We start from the raw sequence: 19,161 nt of genomic DNA, 5'->3' as shown, positions 1-19,161 counted from the left end.
TACCTGCGGCCCGGCAAAGCCGGTTCCGCGGTATTCCCCGAAAAGGCAGACCGGGGCCGGTGTCATGCCTTTGATGGCAGTTCTTCGTTCAACGCGTAGCCGGTGCCGCGCAGCGTGCGGATCGGCTCCACATCGGGCGCCACCACCTTGAGCTTGGCGCGCAACGTTTTGATGTGCGCATCGACCGTGCGATCGAAGCTGTCGCTGGCGTCATCCCAGACGTGTTCCAGCAATTCGTCGCGCGTGAAGACGCGGCCGGGCCGCTGCACGAGCAGCCTCAAAAGGCCGTATTCGTAGCGCGAGAGCTCCAGGAGCCGGCCGTAATACCGGATCTGCATGCGCTCGTTGTCGAGCGCGAAGGGCACTGGGGGTGTCTGTGGAGCCGCTGGAGGCGTTGCGGGCGAGTTTTGAGGGGTTACCCCGTTCCCGGGCGCTGCGGCCGTTCCGGGGCCTCCAGAACTGTTGCGCGTGCTGCGCCGCAGGATCGTGCGGACCCGGGCGACCAGCTCGCGCGGCGAAAACGGCTTGGCGATGTAGTCGTCGGCACCCAGTTCAAGCCCCACCACCCGGTCGATTTCGTCGCTGCGTGCCGTGAGAAACAGCATCGGCACCTCCGGCCCGCCCTGCGACTGGTTCAGCGCCCGGAGGCGCTTGAAGAGTTCGAAACCGTTGAGATCGGGCAGCCCGATGTCCAGGATGGCCAGCGCGGGCGGCTCCTGCGCGAACTGCGCGATCGCTTCTTCGGCGGTGGCGCACCAGACCGGCGTGAAGCCGTCGCTCTTCAGGACGTATTGCAGCGTGTCGGCGATGCCCGATTCGTCTTCGGCGATCAGGATCCGGGGTTTGAAGCTCATCCGCGAATGTTAGCGAGGGGAAAGAAGGACGGCGGGCCTGCTTTCCCGTCCGAGGCGCCGGGGACCGGCGCGGCCTTTCGCGGGCTTTTTTTTGGCGCGGCGCTCTTTCTGTCTTCTATTTCTTATTCTTCTTATTCAAATTAGTAGTAGTAGATAAGGGAAGCCCTCTTCTGTGGACAGGGCACTTTTTTCGTTATGTGACAAGGACTTGTCACAGCTCTGTCACTGTGCGCAGCTGCGCTTCCGAGGTGTACCCGCAAAAGGGACAACATTGGGTAACCCGTCCGCCCTGTGGATAACCCATGGCTTGTGCCAGAACTCTCCCCAGAGTTGTCCTTTGACAGTCCCCGAAAAATCTGCGAAAGGCGGTTTTCGGCCCGAAAAATCCAGTGCCTATTAATTGGGCAATATATAGATTTCCCTTTGAAATCAACCACTTGCCACACCCCTACACAGAAGCACCGACGTTATCCACAGAGTTGCCCAAGTTTTGCGGGGACAACGCAGAGAGGAACCTTCGAGCCCCTCGGCAACCCAACGCCGTCCTTCACATTGCAAAAAATTCGAACATGACACCCTCAGAAACCAAGGCCATCGTGACCCTGAGCCTGCTGGCTGCCTTTGTCGACGGCGAGAAACACGAGCGCGAACGCGCCGAGATCAAGCGCATTGCGGAGGGCCTGTCGCAAGCCGACGGGTTGAACCTGCCGACGCTCTACCAGGACGTGCTGATGAAGCGCGTGTCGCTGGCCTCGGTGGCCGGTGAGCTGTCCAGCAACGAATCGAAGCAGCTGGCCTATGAAATGGCGGTGTGCGTGTGCGATGCCGACGGCGCGCAATCGGAAGCGGAGCGCATGTTCCTGATGGATGTGCGCACCTCGCTCGGCCTCGATGCCTCGGCGGCGCGGTTTTCAGAGCAGGCAGAAGAAATTGCCGCAGTGCCCGTAGCGGCAGCAGCCGGAACTGCCGTGACTGCCGTGGCCGCCCCCAACACGCCCGACAGCGCCGAGCTCGACAAGTCGATCCTCAATGCCGCCATCCTCAACGGCGCGCTCGAGCTGCTGCCCGAGACGCTCTCGACCATGGCGATCATTCCGCTGCAGATGAAGCTGGTCTACCGCATCGGCCAGGCGCATGGCTACCAGCTCGACAGCGGCCACATCAAGGATTTCCTGGCCACCGTGGGTGTGGGCCTGACCTCGCAGTACCTGGAACAGGCCGGGCGAAAGCTGCTCGGAGGCTTGCTCGGCAAGGTCGGCGGCGGTTTGCTGCGCGGCCTGGGCAATCAAGCGGTGAGCTCGGGCATGAGCTTCGCCTCGACCTATGCGCTGGGCCATGTGGCCAAGCGCTACTACGCCGGCGGCCGCACGCTCTCGACGCAAATGCTCAAGGAAGCGTTCTCGGGCGTGGTGAAGGAAGGGCAGAGCCTGCAGACGCAATATCTGCCGGCCATTCAGGAGAAGGCCCGCACGCTGGATGCGGGCAAGGTGCTCTCGCTCGTGCGAGGCGCCTGATTCAGGTCTTGCCTAGATCGTCGAGGATCGGGCAATCCGGGCGCGCATCGCCATGACAGCAATGCACCAGATGCGCGAGCGTGTTGCGCATCGACTGCATGTCCGCGATGCGCTGCTCCAGTTCGCCCAGGTGCTTTTCTGCAATCCGCTTGACGCTCGAACTCGCGCGCCGGCGGTTGTGCCAGAGGCCGACCAGCTCGGCGATTTCTTCCATCGAGAAACCCAGGTCGCGTGAGCGCTTGATGAAGCGCAGCGAGTGCACGTCGGCCTCGCCGTACTGACGGTAGCCGCTGTCGGTGCGCGCCACCGCCGGCAGGAGGCCCAGTCCCTCGTAGTGCCGGACCATGCGCGCCGACACGCCCGAGAGGCGCGCGGCCTCGCCGATGGCGACCTGGACTGTCATTGAACGCCGTAGCCCGCGTTCTCGATCGCGGCCACGATGTCCTTGCGCGGCTGCTCGCTCAGCACGTCGACATGACCGGTTTCGAGGTCGACCGTGACCTGCGCTTCGGGATCGACCGCCTGCACCGCGTTCTGCACTGCGCTCACGCAGTGGCCGCAGCTCATGCCCGAGACCTGGAATTTCTGGCTCATCGTTGTGACTCCTTCTTTGGTGGATGAATGAATGAATGAAATGAGCCGCCAGTTTGAACCCTCTCACGATGTCAATGTCCAGCGAAGGGGCACTTCAAATCCGGCCTTGACCTTGCCATGGTGTGAGGCTTTAGTCTTCGGCACATGGAAACCTTGCAACAACAACATCCCTCGGCGGGCACTGCCACGCTGGACCTCTCGGTCGGCGGCATGACCTGCGCTTCCTGCGTGATGCGCGTGGAGCGCGCACTCAAGAACGTGCCCGGCGTGCAGGACGTCAGCGTGAATCTCGCGACCGAATCGGCCCGCGTGGTGACTACCGATGCCGAAGACATGGACGCGCGCCTGCGACGCGCCGTGCGGGCTGCAGGCTACGAACCGCGCGCCGCAAGCAGCGCGGCCGATGAAGCAGCGGCCTTGTCGCCGTGGCATGGTTTCAGCCCGGTGGCCATCGGCCTTGCACTGTCGATTCCGCTGCTGGCGCCGATGTTCGGTGAGCCATTCGGGCAAGACTGGATGCTGCCGCCCTGGCTGCAGCTGCTGCTCGCTGCGCCGGTGCAATTCTGGCTGGGCGCGCGCTTCTACCGCGCGGGCTGGCATGCGGCCAAGGCCCGCACCGGCAACATGGACCTGCTGGTGGCACTGGGCACCAGCGCGGCCTTCGGCCTGTCCCTGTGGCTGTGGTGGCGCTCGGCCACCGGTGAGCACGCCGGTCACGGCGAGATGCCGCACCTGTACTTCGAAGCCACCGCGGTGGTGATCACGCTGGTGTTGCTCGGCAAGTGGCTCGAGGCGCGTGCCAAGCGCCAGGCGACCTCCGCGATCCGCGCGCTGCAACAGCTGCGGCCCGAAGTGGCGCACCTGGTCGGCGCGCGCGGCGAAAGCGATGTGCCGCTCGCCGAGGTGATGGTGGGCGACCGTCTCGCCGTGCGTCCCGGCGAACGTGTGCCGGCCGATGCGCGCGTGATCGAAGGGCAGTCCGAAGTCGATGAATCGATGCTCACCGGCGAACCGCTGCCGGTGGCCAAGGGCCCCGGCGATGCACTCACGGGCGGTGCGGTCAACGGCGATGGCCGGATGGTGATCGAGGTCAGCGCCATCGGCGCCGAGAGCGTGCTGGCACGCATCATCCGCCTGGTCGAGGACGCACAGGCCGCCAAGGCGCCGATCCAGCGGCTGGTGGACAAGGTCGCGGCCGTGTTCGTGCCCGTGGTGCTGGTGATCGCGTTGCTCACGCTGGCGGGTTGGCTGATCGCCGGTGCTGGCATCGAAACCGCACTGATCTACGCCGTCGCGGTGTTGGTGATTGCCTGTCCCTGTGCGCTGGGCCTCGCAACGCCGGTCGCGGTGATGGCTGGCACTGGCGTGGCGGCGCGGCACGGCATCCTGATCAAGGACGCGCGCTCGCTGGAGATTGCGCACCGCGTCGACACCGTGGCTTTCGACAAGACCGGCACGCTGACGCTGGGCCGGCCCGTGCTCACTGCATTGCTGCCGGCGACTGGCATCGAAGCCACGGAAGCCCAACTGCTCGCCACTGCCGCCAGTCTTCAAGGCGGCAGCGAACATCCGCTCGCGCGCGCAGTGCTTGCTGCTGCGGCGCAACGCGGCGTGCAGGCGCCGCCGCTGGGTGCGATGCAGGCCATGCCGGGCCGCGGTGTTCGCGGTGAAGTGAACGGTGCCACCTGGGCCATCGCGAGCCTGCGCTGGTGCAGGGAGCTCGATGCAATGCCCGCGGAAGCCGAGATCGAAAGGCTGCAGGCGCAGGGCGCCACGGTGTCGGCGCTGCTGCGTTTCGACGAAGCAGGCGCCGCGCATGTGCAGGCCTTGCTGGCCTTCGCCGACGAACCCAAGCCGCAGGCGGCCGAAGTCATTCGCACGTTGCGTGCGCGAGGCCTGCGCGTGGTGATGATCTCGGGCGACAACCTCCGCGCGGCGCAGGCCATGGCGGCGCGGCTCGGCATTGCCATCGTGGACGTGCGTGCCGATGTGCTGCCCGCCGACAAGGCCGCGCAGGTCAGTGCGTTGCGTCGCGACGGCCATGTGGTGGCGATGGTCGGCGATGGCGCCAACGACGCGCCCGCGCTCGCCGCGGCCGACGTGGGCATCGCGATGGCGCCCTCGGGCGGCGGCACCGACGTGGCAATGGAAGCGGCCGGCATCACGCTGATGCGCGGCGATCTCGCGCTGGTGGCTCAGGCGTTCGAGCTCTCGGCGCGCACGGTGGCGAAGATCCGGCAGAACCTGTTCTGGGCCTTTGCCTACAACGTGGCCGGCATCCCGCTCGCGGCCTTCGGCTTGCTGAGCCCGGTGGTGGCCGGCGCGGCGATGGCGCTGTCGAGCGTGAGCGTGATGGCGAACGCGTTGCTGCTGCGCCGCTGGAAGCCCTGAATTTTTTTTCAGTCGAACAGCAGCGCCATCATGTGGTCGTCGATGGCCTCCGCGGCGCCGGCGCGCTGGTAGAACTTGCGCAGCGTGCCTTCGCGCTGGAAGCCCAGCTTCTCGTAGAAGCGCAGGCCCGGCGCGTTGTCGCTTTCCACGCAGAGTTCGATGCGTTTGACGCCGGCCGCTTTCAGTTCGTCGATGGCCTGGCTCATCATGGCGAGCGCCACGCCCTGGCCGTGCAACGTGGGATCGACGGCCAGCGTGCCCAGGCTGGCCACATGCTGCACCCGGCCCGGATAGCGCGTCGCGCGATAGAAACCGGCGATGCGCCCGTCCAGTTCGTAGACGAAGAAGCGTCCGCTCTCGACCATCTCCTGGTAGATGGCCCGGAAGTCTTCGAGCGGCATCGGGTCGTAGCCGAGGTAGGGCACGACCTTCTCGTGCATGTAGAGCGTGAAGACCGCGTGGAGGTCTTCGGGCGTGGCGAGCCTGCGCATGGTGAAAGTCCCGGAGCGATGGAAGCGCCGAGCTTAGCGAATGCGCTTCAGGCCATCAGCACCATCGAGAACGCCAGCAACGCGCATTGAATGCACCAGGCCCATCGCAGGCGGATGCGCGAATCCAGCACCGCGCCGATGGCCCAGAACCCCGCGACGGCCAGCGCGAGGAGTTCGAGGCCGGTGCAGAACGCGAGGTCGTCCGCGCCCCACAGAAAGGCGAGCGTCACGCCAATCCATCCGATGAAGTGGACCGATGCCGAGACGACCTGCGCGCGGGTCAGCGCCGGGTCGTGGATGTGCATCGCCTCGTCGAGCGAGAACGGTGCTTCCGGAAAACGCGCCGCCACATCGGCCGGCTGCCAGCCCGGCGGCTTGAACCACACAGCGAGCTTGTCGCGCCATCTGCGCGTGTGCCAGCTGTCGCGCACGAGCGGCGCATACGGCCCGAGGATCGCCCGCAGCGGATCGAAGCTCGCGAGCGCCTTGCGTGTGCCGTAGACGCATCGCTCACCTTCTTCGGCGAAGGTGCCGAACATGCGGTCCCACACCACAAGCATGCCGCCGTAGTTGCGGTCCACGTACCCGTCGTTCACCGCGTGGTGCACGCGATGGTTCGAGGGGGAAGAAAACACGCGGTCGAACCAGCCGAGCTTGCCGATGTGCTCGGTGTGGATCCAGAACTGGTAGACCAGCACGATGAGCCCGGCGATGCCGAACTGCTCGGGCGGCACGCCGACGACCGCCATCGGCAGGTAGAAGGCCCAGCCCAGGAAGGCCACCATGCTTTCCTGCCGCAACGCGGTCGAGAAGTTGAACTGCTGGCTCTGGTGGTGCACCGAGTGCGCGGCCCAGAACACCGCCGACTCGTGCCCCGCGCGGTGCAGCCAGTAGTCGCAGAAGTCGAACAGCAGCACCGCCACGATCCAGCCGATGGCGCTGTCCCAGAAGGCGGGCCGCGTCCAGATCGCGACGACCGGATAGACCATCGCGTAGAGACCGATCTGGAAGAGCTGCGTGCACACCGCGAGCGCCTGGCTCATCAGGCCCTGGCTCAGGCTGCCGAGCGTGTCGCTGAAGCGGTAGGTGTTGCGGCGCTTGAACCAGCCCCATGCGAATTCGCACGCCATGAGCAGCGCGAACACGGGCACGACGAGAACGACCAGCCGATGCACCGCGTTTTGTTTTTCAGCAAGCCTTCAGCGAATCTTCAGCGATCCGTCGCGCCCGACGCATCCGAAGAGAGACCGGCCACGATCACCGCGTTGGTGCCGCCGAAAGCGAAGGAGTTGGAGAGCGCGTAGCGGATGCCCTTGGCTTCGCGCGCTTCGCCGCGCACGAAGTCGAGATCGAACGCGGCATCGGGCGTCTGCAGGTTGGCGATGGGCGGGAGCGATTCGCGCGCCAATGCGCGCAATGCGGCAATGAGCTCGATGGCGCCGCCGCCGCCGAGCACGTGACCGTGAATCGCCTTGGTGGCGCTCACCGGCGTGGCATTGCCGAACACCTCGCGGATCGATGCTGCTTCGGCCGCATCGCCGGCCGATGTGGCGGTGCCGTGCGCATTGATGTGGCCGATGTCCGAGGCCCCGATGCCGGCATCGCGCAACGCAGCACGCATGGCGCGCACCTGGCCGGCTGAGTCGGGATTGGTGATGTGCGTGCCGTCGCAGTTGGTGGCGTAGCCCGCGAGCACGAAGGGTGCGGCTTCCGCACCGCGCGCCTGTGCATGCGCTTCGGATTCGATCACCAGCGCGGCAGCGCCTTCGCCGATGGCAAAGCCCGCGCGGTCGCCGGAGAAAGGCCGGCAGGCGGACGACGGTGCATCGGCCGGCGGCGGCGCCATCACGCGCATCGCGTGCCAGCTGGCCATCACGCCGGGTGTGAGCATCGCGTCGTGGCCGCCGACGATGGCAACGTCGATCCAGCCGCCGCGAATCGCGCGCATCGCCTCGCCGATGGCGACGGCCGAGGAGGCGCAGGCACACGCATAGGCAATGGCCGAGCCGCGTGCGCCGAAGTGCAGTGCGAGCTCCGCCACCGCCGCGTTCGGCATCACGGTGAGCACGGTCGTTGGGCGCATGCGCTTCTGCTCGCCGTAGAGCGCGCTGGTCGTGGTGTCGAAGGCGCCTGCGCCCGCGAGGCCGCTGCCCCAGAAGATGCCCAGGCGTTCGGGGTCGACACTGTCGGCACCGAGTCCGGCCTCTGCAGCCGCGTCCTGTGCGGCGGCGAGCGCCATCGCCGTGCCGCGGTCCAGCGGCAGGCGAGAGGTGCTGCGCACGCCATTCGAATCGAAATCGCAGGCAGCCACGGCGAGCGACATCGGGTCCATGCCCTTGATCTCGAGTGTCTGCGCGCGCACGGCCGAGCGGCCGGCGAACAACGCATCGTCGAAGGCCTCCACGGTGCGGCCGATGGGCGTGACGAAGCCCATGCCGCTCACGCGAACGGGTGCCGATGCGGCACGCGCTGCGGAAGCGGCCAGCACGGCATGGGCGGCACCGCTGCTCATGCGTGGGCCGCTTCGGTGGACGGCGTGGCCACGCCGCTGCTCTCGGTGTCGATCACCTCGCACAGGCGCTGCAGCGTGATGCCGGCTTCGCGCGGATCGAGCCGGTCCTCGGGAATGCGCAGGTGGAAGGCGTCTTCCACCGCGAAGACGAACTCCATCAGCGCGAGCGAATCGAGGCCGAGGTCGGTCAGCACGGTGGCGGGCGAGATGGCGCTGCGATCGACCTTGAAGTCGGTCTCCAGGATCGTCGCGATGCTGTTGAAGGTGGGCGAGGAGGACATGGGCTGTGTTCCTTTCAGGTGTGTTCGTTCGGGCGAACTCATGCGTACAGGGGATGCATGGGCATCGTCCCATGCGCGACCGCATCGGCGAATGACACCGTTTCGCGCACGACCTGTTGACGGTCGTTGTCTATCGTGATCATGTGGTAGCTGTTGGCCACGACCACGGTGCGGAATGCGCGGCAGCGCAGGCCCCGCGCGAGGATGTCCAGGTTGGCCACGCTGGCCACCTCGTCCTGCTGGGCATGCAGTGCGAGCACGTTGTCGCACTGCACGGCGTTGAGGTTGCGCCGCACGTGGCGGATCAGCCGGTCGTGTTCGCGCAGGTGGCCCACGCCGATCACCGAGCAGCCGGCGCGCGAGATCTTGCGATGGCGCAGCTCGCGCTCGATCCAGGCGCGCACGCGTTCGTTCTTCACGCCGTAGGGCGGGCGTTCGCGGTATTGCCAGAGGCGCCCGAGCGGTGTGTAGAAGGCGAGCGGCAGCAGGAACTGGGTGCGCGGAATCGCCCAGCCATCGAAGCGCAGCGTGGTCGACATGAGCACCAGCGCATCGACGTCGCGGCCGCAGCGGATGGCCGCGCCCAATGCGAGCGAGGAGCCGGCGGAGATGCCGACCAGCATCACGCGGTCGTGCTTGAGGCGCAGTGCCTTGACCTGCGCCTGGATGGCGTCGAGCCAGCGTTCGTACGGCGCGGCGTGCTGCAGCGGCGCATTGGCATCGAAGGAGTAGCCGTCGATCGACAGCGGGTGTGCCGCATACCCCCGGGCGCGCAATGCCGATTGCACGGTCAGCAACTCGTCAGGTGTGCTGCATAAACCATGCAGCAGGACCACCGCGGTGCGTTGCACCTCGGGCGGGACCAGGCTCAGTTGATCGGAGGAATCACGCGCACTCATCGTGTGGCGCCGGCCATGAAAATGGCCCGTGTTTCATGCTGCTGTCGTATGCTCATGCAACGACTATCGTGTGGAGCTACTGACCGGCCCCTGACCCATCCCTTCAGCAACTCTTCACACTTTCACCACCCCACCACCATGCGAATCCTGCTTGTCGAAGATGACGCCGTACTGCGCGATGTGATGCTGCGCAGCCTGGCGGACGCGGGCCACCGGGTCGACGTGTCGACCAACGTCGAAGACGCCGACCACCTGTGGCGCGTGCAACCCTTCGACGCGGTGCTGCTCGATCTCAACCTGCCGGCCACCGCGAGCCCCACGAGCGGACTGGCAAGCGGGCTCACCGCATTGCGACAGGCACGCGCGCGCGGCGACCGCACACCGGTGCTCGTGCTCACCGCACGCGGCCGCACCGAAGAGCGGATCGCAGGCCTCGATGCAGGTGCCGACGACTACCTGGGCAAGCCCTTCGATCTCGCCGAAGTCGAAGCGCGCCTGCGTGCGCTGGTGCGACGTGCCAAGGGCACCGAAGACATCGTGCTGCTCGGCCAGTTGAAGCTCGATCGCAAGGCGCGTCGCTTCTCCACCGCGGGCGGTCCGCTCGACCTGCCCGCGCGCGAGTTCGAGGTGCTGTGGGAACTGATGAGCCCGCCGGGCCGCACGGTCAGCAAGCGGGCACTGTCCGACAAGCTCTCCAGCTTCGACGAATCGCTGGGCGACAACGCGCTCGAGGCCTTCATCTCGCGCCTGCGCAAAAAGCTGCTGGGCACCGGTGCGAGCATCCGCACGCTGCGCGGCATCGGCTACCTGCTCGAAGCCGAGGTGTGACGGACAGCACGGTTCCGCCGATCGCACCGTCGCTCACGCGGCGGGTCCTGCGCAACGTGCTGGTGCCGCTGGCACTCACCTGGATGTTCGGCGCGGTGATCGCGCTGGTCATCGCCAACTACTTTTCCGAACAGGCTTTCGACCGCGGCATGCTCGACGATGCCTATGCGCTGTCGGCCAATGTGCAGGCGGGTGAGCGCGGTATCGAGTTGCTGCTCACGCCGCGCGAAGTGGCCACGGTGCTCTTCGACCAGGTCGACAAGGTCTACTTCTCGGTGCAGCGGCTCGACGGTTCGCTGATCTCGGGCGAGTCGGACCTGCAGGCGCCACTGCCCGCGAGCGGCGCGCGCTACCGTTTCTCCGACCTGACCTACCAGGGCAAGCCCATGCGCGCGGTGACGCTCGAGCACGATGCGGAGCCCGGCATCGCCATGCCTTACCGCGTGGTGATCGCGCAGACCACGTTGAGTCGCACGGCGCTCGTGCGGCAACTGCTCGGCTTCGCACTGGCGCCGCAGATCCTGCTGCTGGTGCTGCTGGCCGTGTGGCTCTGGTACGGCATCCGCAGCGACCTGCGGCCGCTCGGTGACCTGCAGCGCGCGCTCGACCGGCGCGACGTGCGCGATCTGTCTCCGGTGGCGGTGGCGCAGACCTCGCGCGAACTGCAGCGCCTGGGCAATGCGGTCAACTCGCTGTTCGAGCGGCTCAGCCAGAGCGTGCAGGCGCAGCGCGAGTTCGTGGGCAACGTGGCGCACGAGCTGCGCACGCCGCTGGCGGGCATCCGCGCGCTGGCCGAGTACGGCCTGGCGCAGCACGACACCACGGTCTGGCGCGAGCAGCTCGAACGCGTGTCGGAACGCCAGGCGCGCGCGAGCCACCTGATCGACCAGCTGCTCGCGCTCGCGCTGGCCGAGGAAGCGCGCACGAGCCTGGCCCGCGAGCCAGTGCACCTCGATGCCCTGGCCGAGCAGACGGTGCTGCGGCATCTTGCGCGCGCGGATGCGCGGGGCGTGGACCTCGGCGCGCGCGGCCTCGATGACGGCGTGGTCGTGATGGCGAATGAAGCGCTGGTCGAAGGCATCCTCGACAACCTGATCGACAACGCACTGCGCTACGGCGGCCGCACGATCACGGTGGAGCTCGCGGGGCGCACGCTGAGCGTGATCGACGACGGGCCCGGCATTCCGCTCGAAGCGCAGCGCGACCTGATGCAGCGCTGGGCGCAGGGCCCTGCCGGACAGAAGCTGGGGCAGGGTTCGGGGCTGGGGCTGTCGATCGTGTCGCGCTATGCCGAGCTGCTGGGCGCCGAGCTGCGACTCGAAGCGGCCGAGCCCGCGGGGCTACGGGTGAGCGTGGCGTTTGGCGAGGTTGCCTAGCGCACGGTCCCGGCTTCGTAGAGTTCGAGCGGAAGACCGTCGGGATCGGCGAAGAAAGTGAAGCGCCGGCCCGTGTATTCGTCGACGCGCAGCGGCTCCACCGCGATGCCTTGCGCCGCAAGTTCATCGGCTGCGGCCTGCACGTCCTGCACTTCGAAGGACAGGTGCCGCAGCCCCTGCGCCTCGGGCCGCGTGGGGCGCGCGGGTGCTTCGGGAAACGAGAAGAGCTCGATCTGCGAACCGTCGGGCAGCGCGAGATCGAGCTTGTACGAAGCGCGCGCGGCGCGGTAGTTCTCGGCGACGACACGCAGGCCGAGCACCTCGGTGTAGAAGCGCTTCGACTTGGCGTAGTCGGCGCAGATGATCGCGACATGGTGAATGCGGGCGAGCTGCATGGCGGTCATTGCTACAAGGGCTTGCGCAGGAAGATGCGCGTGCGTTCCGGGAGCACGAGTCGCCGGTATTCGACGTAGCCGATGCGTTCGTACAGCGCGCGGTTCTCGGTCATCTTCTCGTTGGTGAAAAGGTAGATCGACGCATGGCCTTGCCGCCTCGCTTCGCTCTCGGCCAGCGCGAGCAATGCGCGGCCCACGCCGGTGCCCTGATGCTGCGGCAGCACCGCGATCACGTCGATCAGGAAGCCCTCGTCGGTGACATCGAGCACCAGTGCCGCGATGACTTCGTCCTGCTGCGTGGCGACCCAGACCTGCGCGTTCGCGATGATGGCGCCGTAGTCCCGGCTCATCGCCGTCGGCACGACGCCCAGGCGCGGCGTGTAGTGGCGGAAGGCTTCGACAGCGCATGCGGTGACGGATGGCGCGTCGCTCGCATCGGCCCGTCTCAGCACCCACGGTGCGGCGGCGCTCATGCGTCGAACTCCACCTCGCCCTCGATCTCGACCGGGATGTTGAACGGCAACTCCGCCATGCCCACGGCACTGCGCGCGTGCGCGCCGATGTCGGGTCCGAAGAGTTCGAGGATGAGGTCCGAGAAGCCGTTGATCACCGCGGGCTGTTTGTCGAAGCCGGGCGCCGAGGCAACCATGCCGAAGACACGCGTCCAGGCCGTGATGCGGTCGAGGTCGCCGAGCACGCGCTGCAGGCTGCCGAGCATCGCAAGGGCCGTGAGGCGTGCCGCCGCATAGCCTTGCTCGACCGTCACCTCACGGCCCAGCTTACCGAGCGGCGCGGCGATGGTGCCATCGGCGTTGAGCGGGCCGTGGCCCGAGATGATGGCTCGGCGGCCAACGAGCCGCACGAACTGGAAAGGCAGCACAACGCCGGGTGGCGGCGTCACGGTCGGGGGAAGAACGAGGCCGAGCGCGGCCAGTCGTTGCTCGATGCGGGCCATGGCATTTCTCTCCTGGAAGCGGGGACGTGAAAAGTCCGCCGCATCTTGCCATGGCCCTGGGGGATCAGCCGAGTGCCGGATAGTCCGTGTAGCCCTTCGTACCACCGCCGTACATCGTGGCCTTGTCGAGCTCGTTCAGCGGTGCGTTCTCGCGCAGGCGCCGCACCAGGTCGGGGTTCGAGATGAAGGGCTTGCCGAAGGCCACGAGGTCGTCGCCTTCCTTGAGCGCTTCTTCGGCCAGCGGCTTGTCGTAGCCGTTGTTGACCATCCATGCGCCCTTGCCACCGGCTTCGCGGTACGCGGCCTTGAGGGCTTCGTAGTCGAAGGGGCGGTCCTCGATCTCGCGCGGGCCGCCGGTGGCGCCTTCGATGATGTGGATGTAGGCCAGGTTGAGCGTGGCCAGCTGCTTCACGACGTAGGTGAAGAGCGGTTGCGGGTCGCTGTCGTGCACGTCGTTGGCGGGCGTCACGGGCGACAGGCGGATGCCGGTCTTGCCGCCGCCGACCGCATCGACCACGGCGCGCGTGGCTTCCAACAAGAGGCGCGCGCGATTCTCGATGGAGCCGCCGTAGTCGTCGGTGCGCTTGTTGCTGCCGTTCTTGAGGAACTGGTCGAGCAGATAGCCGTTGGCGCCGTGCATTTCGACGCCATCGAAGCCGGCGGTTTCTACTGCGCTGCGCGCCGCGACCGCATAGGCGTGGACGATGCCCGGCAGTTCACCGGCGTCGAGCGCGCGCGGCTCGGAGGTCTCCACGAAGGTCGGCACGCCGCCCTTGATGAGCACGGTCTTGGTCTTGGCGGTGATGGCCGAGGGGGCGACGGGCTTTCCGCCATCGGGTTGCAGTTCGGTGTGCGAGACGCGGCCCACGTGCCACAGCTGCACGACGATCTTGCCGCCCTTGGCGTGCACGGCTTCGGTCACGTGCTTCCACGAATCGAGCTGCTCGGTGCCGTAGAGGCCGGGCACATCGGCGTAGCCCTGGCCCTGGTGGCTGATGGCGGTGGCTTCGGTGATCAGCAGGCCGGCGGTGGCACGCTGGGCGTAGTAGGTGGCGGCCATCTCGGGCGGCACGGCGTTGGGCGAGCGGTTGCGCGTCAGCGGCGCCATCACGATGCGGTTGGCGAGCTTCAGGTCGCCGGCCTGTACGGGGTCGAAAAGGGTGGACATCGTGAATGAGAGGCAGAGTTGAAACAGGCGCAAGGCTAAGCGCCTGGACTCAACCCTGCTGTCGCACGGTTGTCCCGATTGGTGCTATGCGAGCAGCGCCAGCAGGGCCGGGCTCACGCGCACCGGCACCGCGAGGAGGATCTGCCCCATGCCCTTGCCCAGCGGGTCGTTGCGCAGCGACGCCATGCCGCCGCCGCCCAGCGCCGCTTCGCAGACGAAGTTGAAGGCATCGATGCCGGGCACCTCGTAGCGCGTGACGCGGCCCTTCACGAGATGCGCGAGCCATTCGGCCACGCGTGCTTCGGTGAGCTGGTCGCGCAGCAGCGGCAGCAGGGCAGGGTGGCGCGCGATGACGCCGATGTTCGAGGTGTCGCCCTTGTCGCCGCTGCGGGCCCAGGCGAGGCGGATGAGGGGCACTTCGACGGTGTCTGCGGCCTCGGCAGCCGCTTCGTGTTGCGTGGCACTGACGGGTCGCGGTACGGGCGTGTCGGCGACGGCGGGCGCGAGGGTGCGCGGCACATCGATGCGCTGTCCGTCGACGCTCACGCTGGCCTCGACCTGCGACTTGTCGAGCAGAAAGGCGTACTGCCGGATCGATGGCGACACCGAAGCCCGCCCGCCGCCCGCACCTGTGGTGCCTGGCGACCACGAGGTGCCGGCTGGCGCCACCTCGCGCGCGAACAGCTCGAGCGCTTCCTTGCGCGGATGCGTCACTGCGAGCCGCAGCACCACCTCGCGCGTCTGCCGCGCCTGTGCGTTCGCATGCGGGCCGTAGCAGGACTCGGCGCCCAGCATCTCGATGTGCGTGGCGCTGTAGGGGCCGAAGCCGAACTGCGTGAAGAGTTCGCCCGTGCGCGCGAGGATCGCCTCGCCCGTGCGCCGTGCCTTCGCGGCCGCATCGAAGCCCACGATGGTGAGCTGCGCCGCGGTCTTGAAGCCATCGACATACGTGGCGCTGACCTTGTAGCTCGCGGTCGGCGCACGGCCGCGCGCGCCGTGCACGCGCACGCGGTGTTCGCCGGCTTGTTCGATGCGCACCTGCGTGAAGTCGGCCGTCACGTCGGGCAGCAGGTAGGCCGCGGGGTCGCCGATCTCGTAGAGCATCTGCTCGCCAACCACCGCAGGCACGAGCTTGCCGCCGGTGCCCGCGGGCTTGGCGACGACGAAGCTGCCATCGGCGCTGCACTCGACGATGGGATAGCCGATGTGTGGCCAGTCGGGCACGGTGTCCCAGTCGGTGTGCAGGCCGCCGGTGGCCTGGCAGCCGCATTCGATGATGTGGCCCGCGAGGCTGCCGGCGGCGAGCAGGTCGTGGTCGCCGGGTTGCCATTTGAATTCATGCATCAGCACGCCGAGCGTGACGGCCGAGTCGACGCAGCGGCCGGTGATGACGACCTGCGCTCCCGCATCGAGCGCGGCCTGGATGGGCCGTGCGCCGAGGTACGCGTTGGCGGTGAGCACGCGTTCGGGGAGCGCCGCGCCGCTCTGCAGTTCGCGCACGGGCGGCTGGGCCTGGCGCAGTTGCGGCAGCAGCGCGGACACGTCGTCGCCGCTCACCACCGCGATCTTCAGTTCGACGCCTTGCTCTTTCGCAAGCGCGGCCAATGCGTCGGCGCAGCCTTGGGGATTCACGCCGCCCGCGTTGCTCACCACGCGGATGCCCTGTTTCACGACATCCTTGAGCACCGACTTCATCGCGACCGAAACGAAGTCGGTCGCATAGCCGAGCTCCGGTTTCTTGAGCCGCGCGCCCGCGAGGATCGACATGGTGAGTTCGGCGAGGTAGTCGAACACGAGGTAGTCGATCTGCCCGCTCGCCACGAGCTGCGGCGCGCCCACGCTGCTGTCGCCCCAGAAGCCCGAGGCGCCGCCGATGCGGACGATGCGTTCGTTGTTGCGGGTGTTGCTCATCGGCCGCTCCATTGCGGCTTGCGCTTCTCGCGGAAGGCGAGCTGACCCTCGGCCGCATCTTCGGTGAGCGCGAAGAGGCCGATCTGGCTTTCGGTGAACGCCATCGATTCCTCGAAGGCCATCGCCTCGATCTTCTTCATCGTGTAGAGGCCGCGGCGGATGGCGGCGGGCGACTTGTCGAGCATGCGGCCGAGCAGCCAGTCGACGCTCTCGTCCACGTCCTCGCTCGTGCGGTTGATCAATCCATGTTCGAGCGCTTGCGCAGCGGTGATGGGCTCGCCGGTGATGCACATCTCGGCCAGCACGCGGCGTGGGAGCAGGCCATCGAGCACGCTGAGCACCTGCGCGGGAAAGAGGCCGACCTTCACTTCGGGCAAGCCGAACACGGCGCTGCTGCTGGCCACCGCCATGTCGCACATCGCCATGATCCCCATGCCGCCCGCCATGCATGCGCCGTTGACGCGCGCGATGAGCGGCACGGTCGATTGGCGCGCCTGGCGGAAGAGGTTGGCGAAGCCCTGGTAGGGCTGCGCGTAATCGAACTTGAAGGAGGTGCCGCTTTGCAGGTCGGCACCCGCGCAGAAGGCGCGCGTGCCGGCGCCGGTGATGACGACGGCGCGCACCGAGGGGTTGGCGTTGGCGCGCGCCAGTGCATCGGACAGGCGCGCGAGCACGGCGGCGTTGATCGCATTGCGCCGCTCCTCGCGGTCGATGGTGAGCCACATGACGGGCCCGCGCATCTCTTCGCGCAGTTCGACGGTGGGAGGGGTTTCGGCCATGGCGCTGGGTTCCTTCGGTGTCTGAAGTGCTTGCTGTCCGTAGCGTGACGCGAAAAAAAAGCCGCATCGTGCGGCTTGTGGCTGAAGCAGGCCGGGTTTTCCCTTGGATGGGGCCCGACCGCTTCGCTGCTTCTGTGAGCTTCGGTTTACTTCAGCAGGCCTTCGGCCTTCATTGCTTCCTGCACGGCCGGGCGGGCCGCGACGCGTGCATGCCAGGCCTGCACGTTGGCGAAGGCCGAGAGGTCCACGCCGGTCGGCTTGGTCCAGTTGGTCACGGTGAAGAGGTAACCGTCGGCCACGCTGAAGTGCTCGCCCATCAGGTACTGCTTGTCGGCGAGCTGGCCGTCCAGCCATTCGTAGCGCGACTTGAGCTTGTCCTTGAAGATGGTCTTGGCTTCTTCGGGCATGTTCGGGTTGAACAGCGGGCTGTAGCCCTTGTGGATCTCGGTGCCGATGAAGGTCAGCCACTCCTGCAGGCGGTAGCGCTGCAGCGTGCCGGCGGCGGGCGCGAGGTTCTTGGTCGGTGCGAGGTCGGCGATGTACTGCACGATGGCCGGGCCTTCGCGCAGGCGCGTGCCGTCGTCCAGTTCGAGCATCGGCACGTAGCCCAGCGGGTTGATGCCGTAGTAGTCGGTGCCGTCCTGCAGCTTGTGGCTCTTGGTGCTGGCCATCACGGGTTCGAAGGCGAGGCCGGCTTCGTGCAGCGCGATGTGGGGCGAGAGGGAACAGGCGCCGGGCGAGTAATACAGCTTCATGCGAAATGACTCCAGGGGGAAATGGATGGGATGGCGAGGTTGATCTTTATGGGAAACCGAGGGGCATGCTAGCGGGTTTGGCGGCGTCGCGTTTTTGTCCTACGGCCGCTTGGGGCCCGTGACTATCGGGGAGACACGACCCGCTTTCTAAGCTCCCCCGCACGGTGGGCGAGGCCTGCTGCAAGGAGTTTCGGATGTTGAAGTACGCGATCATTTTTGCGGTCATTTCGCTGGTGGCCGGCCTGCTCGGTTTCGGTGGCGTGGCTGCGGGAGCGGCCGGCATCGCCAAGCTGCTGTTCGGCCTGTTCCTCGTGCTGGCCGTGCTGTTCGTGGTGCTCGCTGCGCTGGGCGTGGGCGCGGTGAAGAAGGCGCTGGACTGATGCAGCGCTTGAAGACGAAGTGGCCGCAGGCGCGGTCGCTCGACACGCTGCTGCAGAGCCCCGCGCACCGCGTGCTGCGGGTGCTGCTCGTGACGCAAGCCCATTGGCAGGTTATGCAATTGCCTGAACACCGCTCGCGGCGACGACGGGCCTGAAGAAACTCCCATGCACATTTCCCACATCGACGCCCAGCTCGACTACGAGGTGAACGCGCCCGCGCACATGCTGCTCAACATCGAAGCCGCACGCTCCGGCGCGCAGGCCGTGGTGGAAGAGACATTGACCATCGAGCCGCCGACCGAGATGCAGGTGTTCTGCGACGAGGGCAGTGGCAATCGCTTCATCCGCTTCGATGCGAAGCCCGGGCCGCTGAAGATCGGCTACAGGGCGACGGTGCAGCGCTCGCACGTCCACGTGCCGCCGGACCTGCGCGAGGTGCCGGTCAGCGAAGTGCCCGACGAGGTGCTGCACTACATGATGCCGACGCGCTACTGCGAGTCGGACCTGATGTCGCGCTGCGCGCAGCAGCTCTTCGGCGAATTGCCGCCGGGCATCGGCCGCGTGCAGGCGATCGTCGACTGGATCCACGAGAGCATCGCCTACGAACCCGGCAGCAGCGACTCGACCACCACCGCGCGCGAAGTGTTCGTGGAACGTGCGGGTGTGTGCCGCGACTTCGCGCACCTGGGCATCACCTTCTGCCGCGCGCTGAACATTCCGGCGCGGCTGGTGGTGGGCTATGTGTGGTTCGACGAACCGCCGCAGGATTTCCACGCGGTGTTCGAAGCCTGGCTCGGCGGGCAGTGGGTGCTGTTCGACGCGACGCGCATGGCGCCGGTCGACCGGCTGGTGCGCGTGGGCACGGGGCGCGATGCGAAGGACGTGGCCTTCTGCACGATCTTCGGCGCGGTGCGCATGACGGACAAGAAACTCGTGGTGCGCGAGGTGCAGGACGAAAGCATCGCGCCACCGACTGCGCCGACCCCGAGTGGGGCGCTGGTCGGCATCGAAAAGCCGGTGCCGGTGACGCAACTGGCGGAAACCGCCGGCTGACAACGATAGTTTGCTATTAAATATA

At 67.1% G+C, this 19,161-nt stretch carries 21 protein-coding genes and 1 pseudogene; 7 read left to right on the top strand and 15 right to left on the bottom strand.

What is annotated here, in order from left to right:
• Nucleotides 1–62: 62 nt before the first annotated feature.
• Nucleotides 63–854, bottom strand: a complete 792-nt coding sequence (gene creB, locus NU688_RS22340; protein ID WP_257862991.1) for a two-component system response regulator CreB — start codon at nt 852–854, stop codon at nt 63–65.
• A gap of 569 nt (nt 855–1,423) precedes the next feature.
• Between creB and NU688_RS22335 the strand changes: the two genes are divergently transcribed.
• Nucleotides 1,424–2,368, top strand: coding sequence for a YcjF family protein (locus NU688_RS22335; RefSeq protein WP_257862990.1), 945 nt, complete (start codon nt 1,424–1,426; stop codon nt 2,366–2,368).
• Nucleotide 2,369: 1 nt separating this feature from the next.
• Here NU688_RS22335 and cueR read toward each other — a convergent pair whose 3' ends face one another.
• Nucleotides 2,370–2,771, bottom strand: coding sequence for a Cu(I)-responsive transcriptional regulator (cueR, locus tag NU688_RS22330; protein WP_257862989.1), 402 nt, complete (start codon nt 2,769–2,771; stop codon nt 2,370–2,372).
• Nucleotides 2,768–2,962, bottom strand: a complete 195-nt coding sequence (locus NU688_RS22325; protein ID WP_257862988.1) for a heavy-metal-associated domain-containing protein — start codon at nt 2,960–2,962, stop codon at nt 2,768–2,770. Before NU688_RS22325 ends, cueR begins: the two co-directional genes overlap by 4 nt.
• 144 nt (nt 2,963–3,106) lie before the next feature.
• Between NU688_RS22325 and NU688_RS22320 the strand changes: the two genes are divergently transcribed.
• On the top strand, nt 3,107–5,353 hold the full coding sequence (locus NU688_RS22320) for a cation-translocating P-type ATPase (RefSeq protein ID WP_257862987.1): 2,247 nt from the start codon (nt 3,107–3,109) through the stop codon (nt 5,351–5,353).
• Nucleotides 5,354–5,361: 8 nt separating this feature from the next.
• Here NU688_RS22320 and NU688_RS22315 read toward each other — a convergent pair.
• The 5 genes and pseudogenes from NU688_RS22315 to NU688_RS22295 form a co-directional block, all read right to left on the bottom strand.
• Nucleotides 5,362–5,862: pseudogene (locus tag NU688_RS22315) on the bottom strand (N-acetyltransferase family protein); the annotation flags it as partial.
• A gap of 29 nt (nt 5,863–5,891) precedes the next feature.
• Complete coding sequence (locus tag NU688_RS22310) at nt 5,892–7,019, bottom strand: sterol desaturase family protein (RefSeq protein WP_257862986.1); 1,128 nt, start codon at nt 7,017–7,019, stop codon at nt 5,892–5,894.
• A 35-nt stretch (nt 7,020–7,054) separates the two neighbouring features.
• A complete protein-coding gene (locus tag NU688_RS22305; protein ID WP_257862985.1) occupies nt 7,055–8,356 on the bottom strand; it encodes a beta-ketoacyl synthase in 1,302 nt (433 codons plus the stop codon).
• On the bottom strand, nt 8,353–8,637 hold the full coding sequence (locus tag NU688_RS22300) for an acyl carrier protein (RefSeq protein WP_257862984.1): 285 nt from the start codon (nt 8,635–8,637) through the stop codon (nt 8,353–8,355). Before NU688_RS22300 ends, NU688_RS22305 begins: the two co-directional genes overlap by 4 nt.
• 38 nt (nt 8,638–8,675) lie before the next feature.
• Complete coding sequence (locus tag NU688_RS22295) at nt 8,676–9,536, bottom strand: carboxylesterase (protein ID WP_257862983.1); 861 nt, start codon at nt 9,534–9,536, stop codon at nt 8,676–8,678.
• A gap of 138 nt (nt 9,537–9,674) precedes the next feature.
• On the opposite strand from NU688_RS22295, the gene NU688_RS22290 reads away from it, so the two are divergent.
• Both NU688_RS22290 and NU688_RS22285 read left to right on the top strand, forming a co-directional pair.
• Entirely contained in the window at nt 9,675–10,364 is a 690-nt protein-coding gene (locus tag NU688_RS22290) for a response regulator transcription factor (protein ID WP_013538509.1), read from the top strand.
• Nucleotides 10,361–11,740, top strand: coding sequence for a sensor histidine kinase (locus NU688_RS22285; protein WP_257862982.1), 1,380 nt, complete (start codon nt 10,361–10,363; stop codon nt 11,738–11,740). The genes NU688_RS22290 and NU688_RS22285 overlap by 4 nt, the downstream gene beginning before the upstream one ends.
• Here the strand turns inward: NU688_RS22285 and NU688_RS22280 are convergent.
• From NU688_RS22280 to gstA, 7 genes are all read right to left on the bottom strand, one after another.
• Nucleotides 11,737–12,135: a VOC family protein gene (locus NU688_RS22280; protein ID WP_257863289.1), complete on the bottom strand. Its 399-nt coding sequence runs from the start codon at nt 12,133–12,135 to the stop codon at nt 11,737–11,739. The two genes, NU688_RS22285 and NU688_RS22280, sit on opposite strands and share 4 nt — an antisense overlap.
• 11 nt (nt 12,136–12,146) lie before the next feature.
• Nucleotides 12,147–12,608: a GNAT family N-acetyltransferase gene (locus NU688_RS22275; protein ID WP_257862981.1), complete on the bottom strand. Its 462-nt coding sequence runs from the start codon at nt 12,606–12,608 to the stop codon at nt 12,147–12,149.
• Nucleotides 12,605–13,090: a RidA family protein gene (locus NU688_RS22270; RefSeq protein WP_257862980.1), complete on the bottom strand. Its 486-nt coding sequence runs from the start codon at nt 13,088–13,090 to the stop codon at nt 12,605–12,607. Before NU688_RS22270 ends, NU688_RS22275 begins: the two co-directional genes overlap by 4 nt.
• A gap of 64 nt (nt 13,091–13,154) precedes the next feature.
• Nucleotides 13,155–14,258 carry an alkene reductase gene (locus tag NU688_RS22265; protein WP_257862979.1) on the bottom strand — a complete coding sequence of 368 codons (1,104 nt, stop codon included), beginning with the start codon at nt 14,256–14,258 and terminating at the stop codon, nt 13,155–13,157.
• An 84-nt stretch (nt 14,259–14,342) separates the two neighbouring features.
• Nucleotides 14,343–16,169: an acyclic terpene utilization AtuA family protein gene (locus tag NU688_RS22260; RefSeq protein WP_257862978.1), complete on the bottom strand. Its 1,827-nt coding sequence runs from the start codon at nt 16,167–16,169 to the stop codon at nt 14,343–14,345.
• On the bottom strand, nt 16,166–16,948 hold the full coding sequence (locus NU688_RS22255) for an enoyl-CoA hydratase/isomerase family protein (RefSeq protein WP_257862977.1): 783 nt from the start codon (nt 16,946–16,948) through the stop codon (nt 16,166–16,168). The genes NU688_RS22260 and NU688_RS22255 overlap by 4 nt, the downstream gene beginning before the upstream one ends.
• Nucleotides 16,949–17,094: 146 nt before the next feature.
• Complete coding sequence (gstA, locus tag NU688_RS22250; protein ID WP_257862976.1) at nt 17,095–17,703, bottom strand: glutathione transferase GstA; 609 nt, start codon at nt 17,701–17,703, stop codon at nt 17,095–17,097.
• Between the two features lie 194 nt (nt 17,704–17,897).
• Between gstA and NU688_RS22245 the strand changes: the two genes are divergently transcribed.
• The 3 genes from NU688_RS22245 to NU688_RS22235 are packed head-to-tail and all read left to right on the top strand — an operon-like array spanning nt 17,898 to nt 19,136.
• The gene (locus tag NU688_RS22245) at nt 17,898–18,083 is read left to right on the top strand and encodes a DUF1328 family protein (protein WP_013538518.1); all 186 of its coding nucleotides are present in this window, start codon (nt 17,898–17,900) and stop codon (nt 18,081–18,083) included.
• Nucleotides 18,083–18,238, top strand: coding sequence for a hypothetical protein (locus tag NU688_RS22240; protein ID WP_257862975.1), 156 nt, complete (start codon nt 18,083–18,085; stop codon nt 18,236–18,238). The genes NU688_RS22245 and NU688_RS22240 overlap by 1 nt, the downstream gene beginning before the upstream one ends.
• A gap of 10 nt (nt 18,239–18,248) precedes the next feature.
• The gene (locus NU688_RS22235) at nt 18,249–19,136 is read left to right on the top strand and encodes a transglutaminase family protein (RefSeq protein WP_257862974.1); all 888 of its coding nucleotides are present in this window, start codon (nt 18,249–18,251) and stop codon (nt 19,134–19,136) included.
• The last annotated feature ends 25 nt before the right edge of the window (nt 19,137–19,161 follow it).

Source organism: Variovorax sp. ZS18.2.2, assembly GCF_024701975.1.
Taxonomy (GTDB): Bacteria; Pseudomonadota; Gammaproteobacteria; order Burkholderiales; family Burkholderiaceae_C; genus Variovorax.
The sequence above is the reverse complement of the archived record's forward strand: the minus strand, read 5'-3'. Positions and strand labels throughout refer to the sequence as shown.

Coding starts and splice junctions, on each gene's coding strand:
- creB (WP_257862991.1), bottom strand. CDS start 854: ATGAGCTTCAAACCCCGGATCCTGATCGCCGAAGACGAATCGGGCATC.
- NU688_RS22335 (WP_257862990.1), top strand. CDS start 1,424: ATGACACCCTCAGAAACCAAGGCCATCGTGACCCTGAGCCTGCTGGCT.
- cueR (WP_257862989.1), bottom strand. CDS start 2,771: ATGACAGTCCAGGTCGCCATCGGCGAGGCCGCGCGCCTCTCGGGCGTG.
- NU688_RS22325 (WP_257862988.1), bottom strand. CDS start 2,962: ATGAGCCAGAAATTCCAGGTCTCGGGCATGAGCTGCGGCCACTGCGTG.
- NU688_RS22320 (WP_257862987.1), top strand. CDS start 3,107: ATGGAAACCTTGCAACAACAACATCCCTCGGCGGGCACTGCCACGCTG.
- NU688_RS22305 (WP_257862985.1), bottom strand. CDS start 8,356: ATGAGCAGCGGTGCCGCCCATGCCGTGCTGGCCGCTTCCGCAGCGCGT.
- NU688_RS22300 (WP_257862984.1), bottom strand. CDS start 8,637: ATGTCCTCCTCGCCCACCTTCAACAGCATCGCGACGATCCTGGAGACC.
- NU688_RS22295 (WP_257862983.1), bottom strand. CDS start 9,536: ATGAGTGCGCGTGATTCCTCCGATCAACTGAGCCTGGTCCCGCCCGAG.
- NU688_RS22290 (WP_013538509.1), top strand. CDS start 9,675: ATGCGAATCCTGCTTGTCGAAGATGACGCCGTACTGCGCGATGTGATG.
- NU688_RS22280 (WP_257863289.1), bottom strand. CDS start 12,135: ATGCAGCTCGCCCGCATTCACCATGTCGCGATCATCTGCGCCGACTAC.
- NU688_RS22275 (WP_257862981.1), bottom strand. CDS start 12,608: ATGAGCGCCGCCGCACCGTGGGTGCTGAGACGGGCCGATGCGAGCGAC.
- NU688_RS22270 (WP_257862980.1), bottom strand. CDS start 13,090: ATGGCCCGCATCGAGCAACGACTGGCCGCGCTCGGCCTCGTTCTTCCC.
- NU688_RS22265 (WP_257862979.1), bottom strand. CDS start 14,258: ATGTCCACCCTTTTCGACCCCGTACAGGCCGGCGACCTGAAGCTCGCC.
- NU688_RS22260 (WP_257862978.1), bottom strand. CDS start 16,169: ATGAGCAACACCCGCAACAACGAACGCATCGTCCGCATCGGCGGCGCC.
- NU688_RS22255 (WP_257862977.1), bottom strand. CDS start 16,948: ATGGCCGAAACCCCTCCCACCGTCGAACTGCGCGAAGAGATGCGCGGG.
- gstA (WP_257862976.1), bottom strand. CDS start 17,703: ATGAAGCTGTATTACTCGCCCGGCGCCTGTTCCCTCTCGCCCCACATC.
- NU688_RS22245 (WP_013538518.1), top strand. CDS start 17,898: ATGTTGAAGTACGCGATCATTTTTGCGGTCATTTCGCTGGTGGCCGGC.
- NU688_RS22240 (WP_257862975.1), top strand. CDS start 18,083: ATGCAGCGCTTGAAGACGAAGTGGCCGCAGGCGCGGTCGCTCGACACG.
- NU688_RS22235 (WP_257862974.1), top strand. CDS start 18,249: ATGCACATTTCCCACATCGACGCCCAGCTCGACTACGAGGTGAACGCG.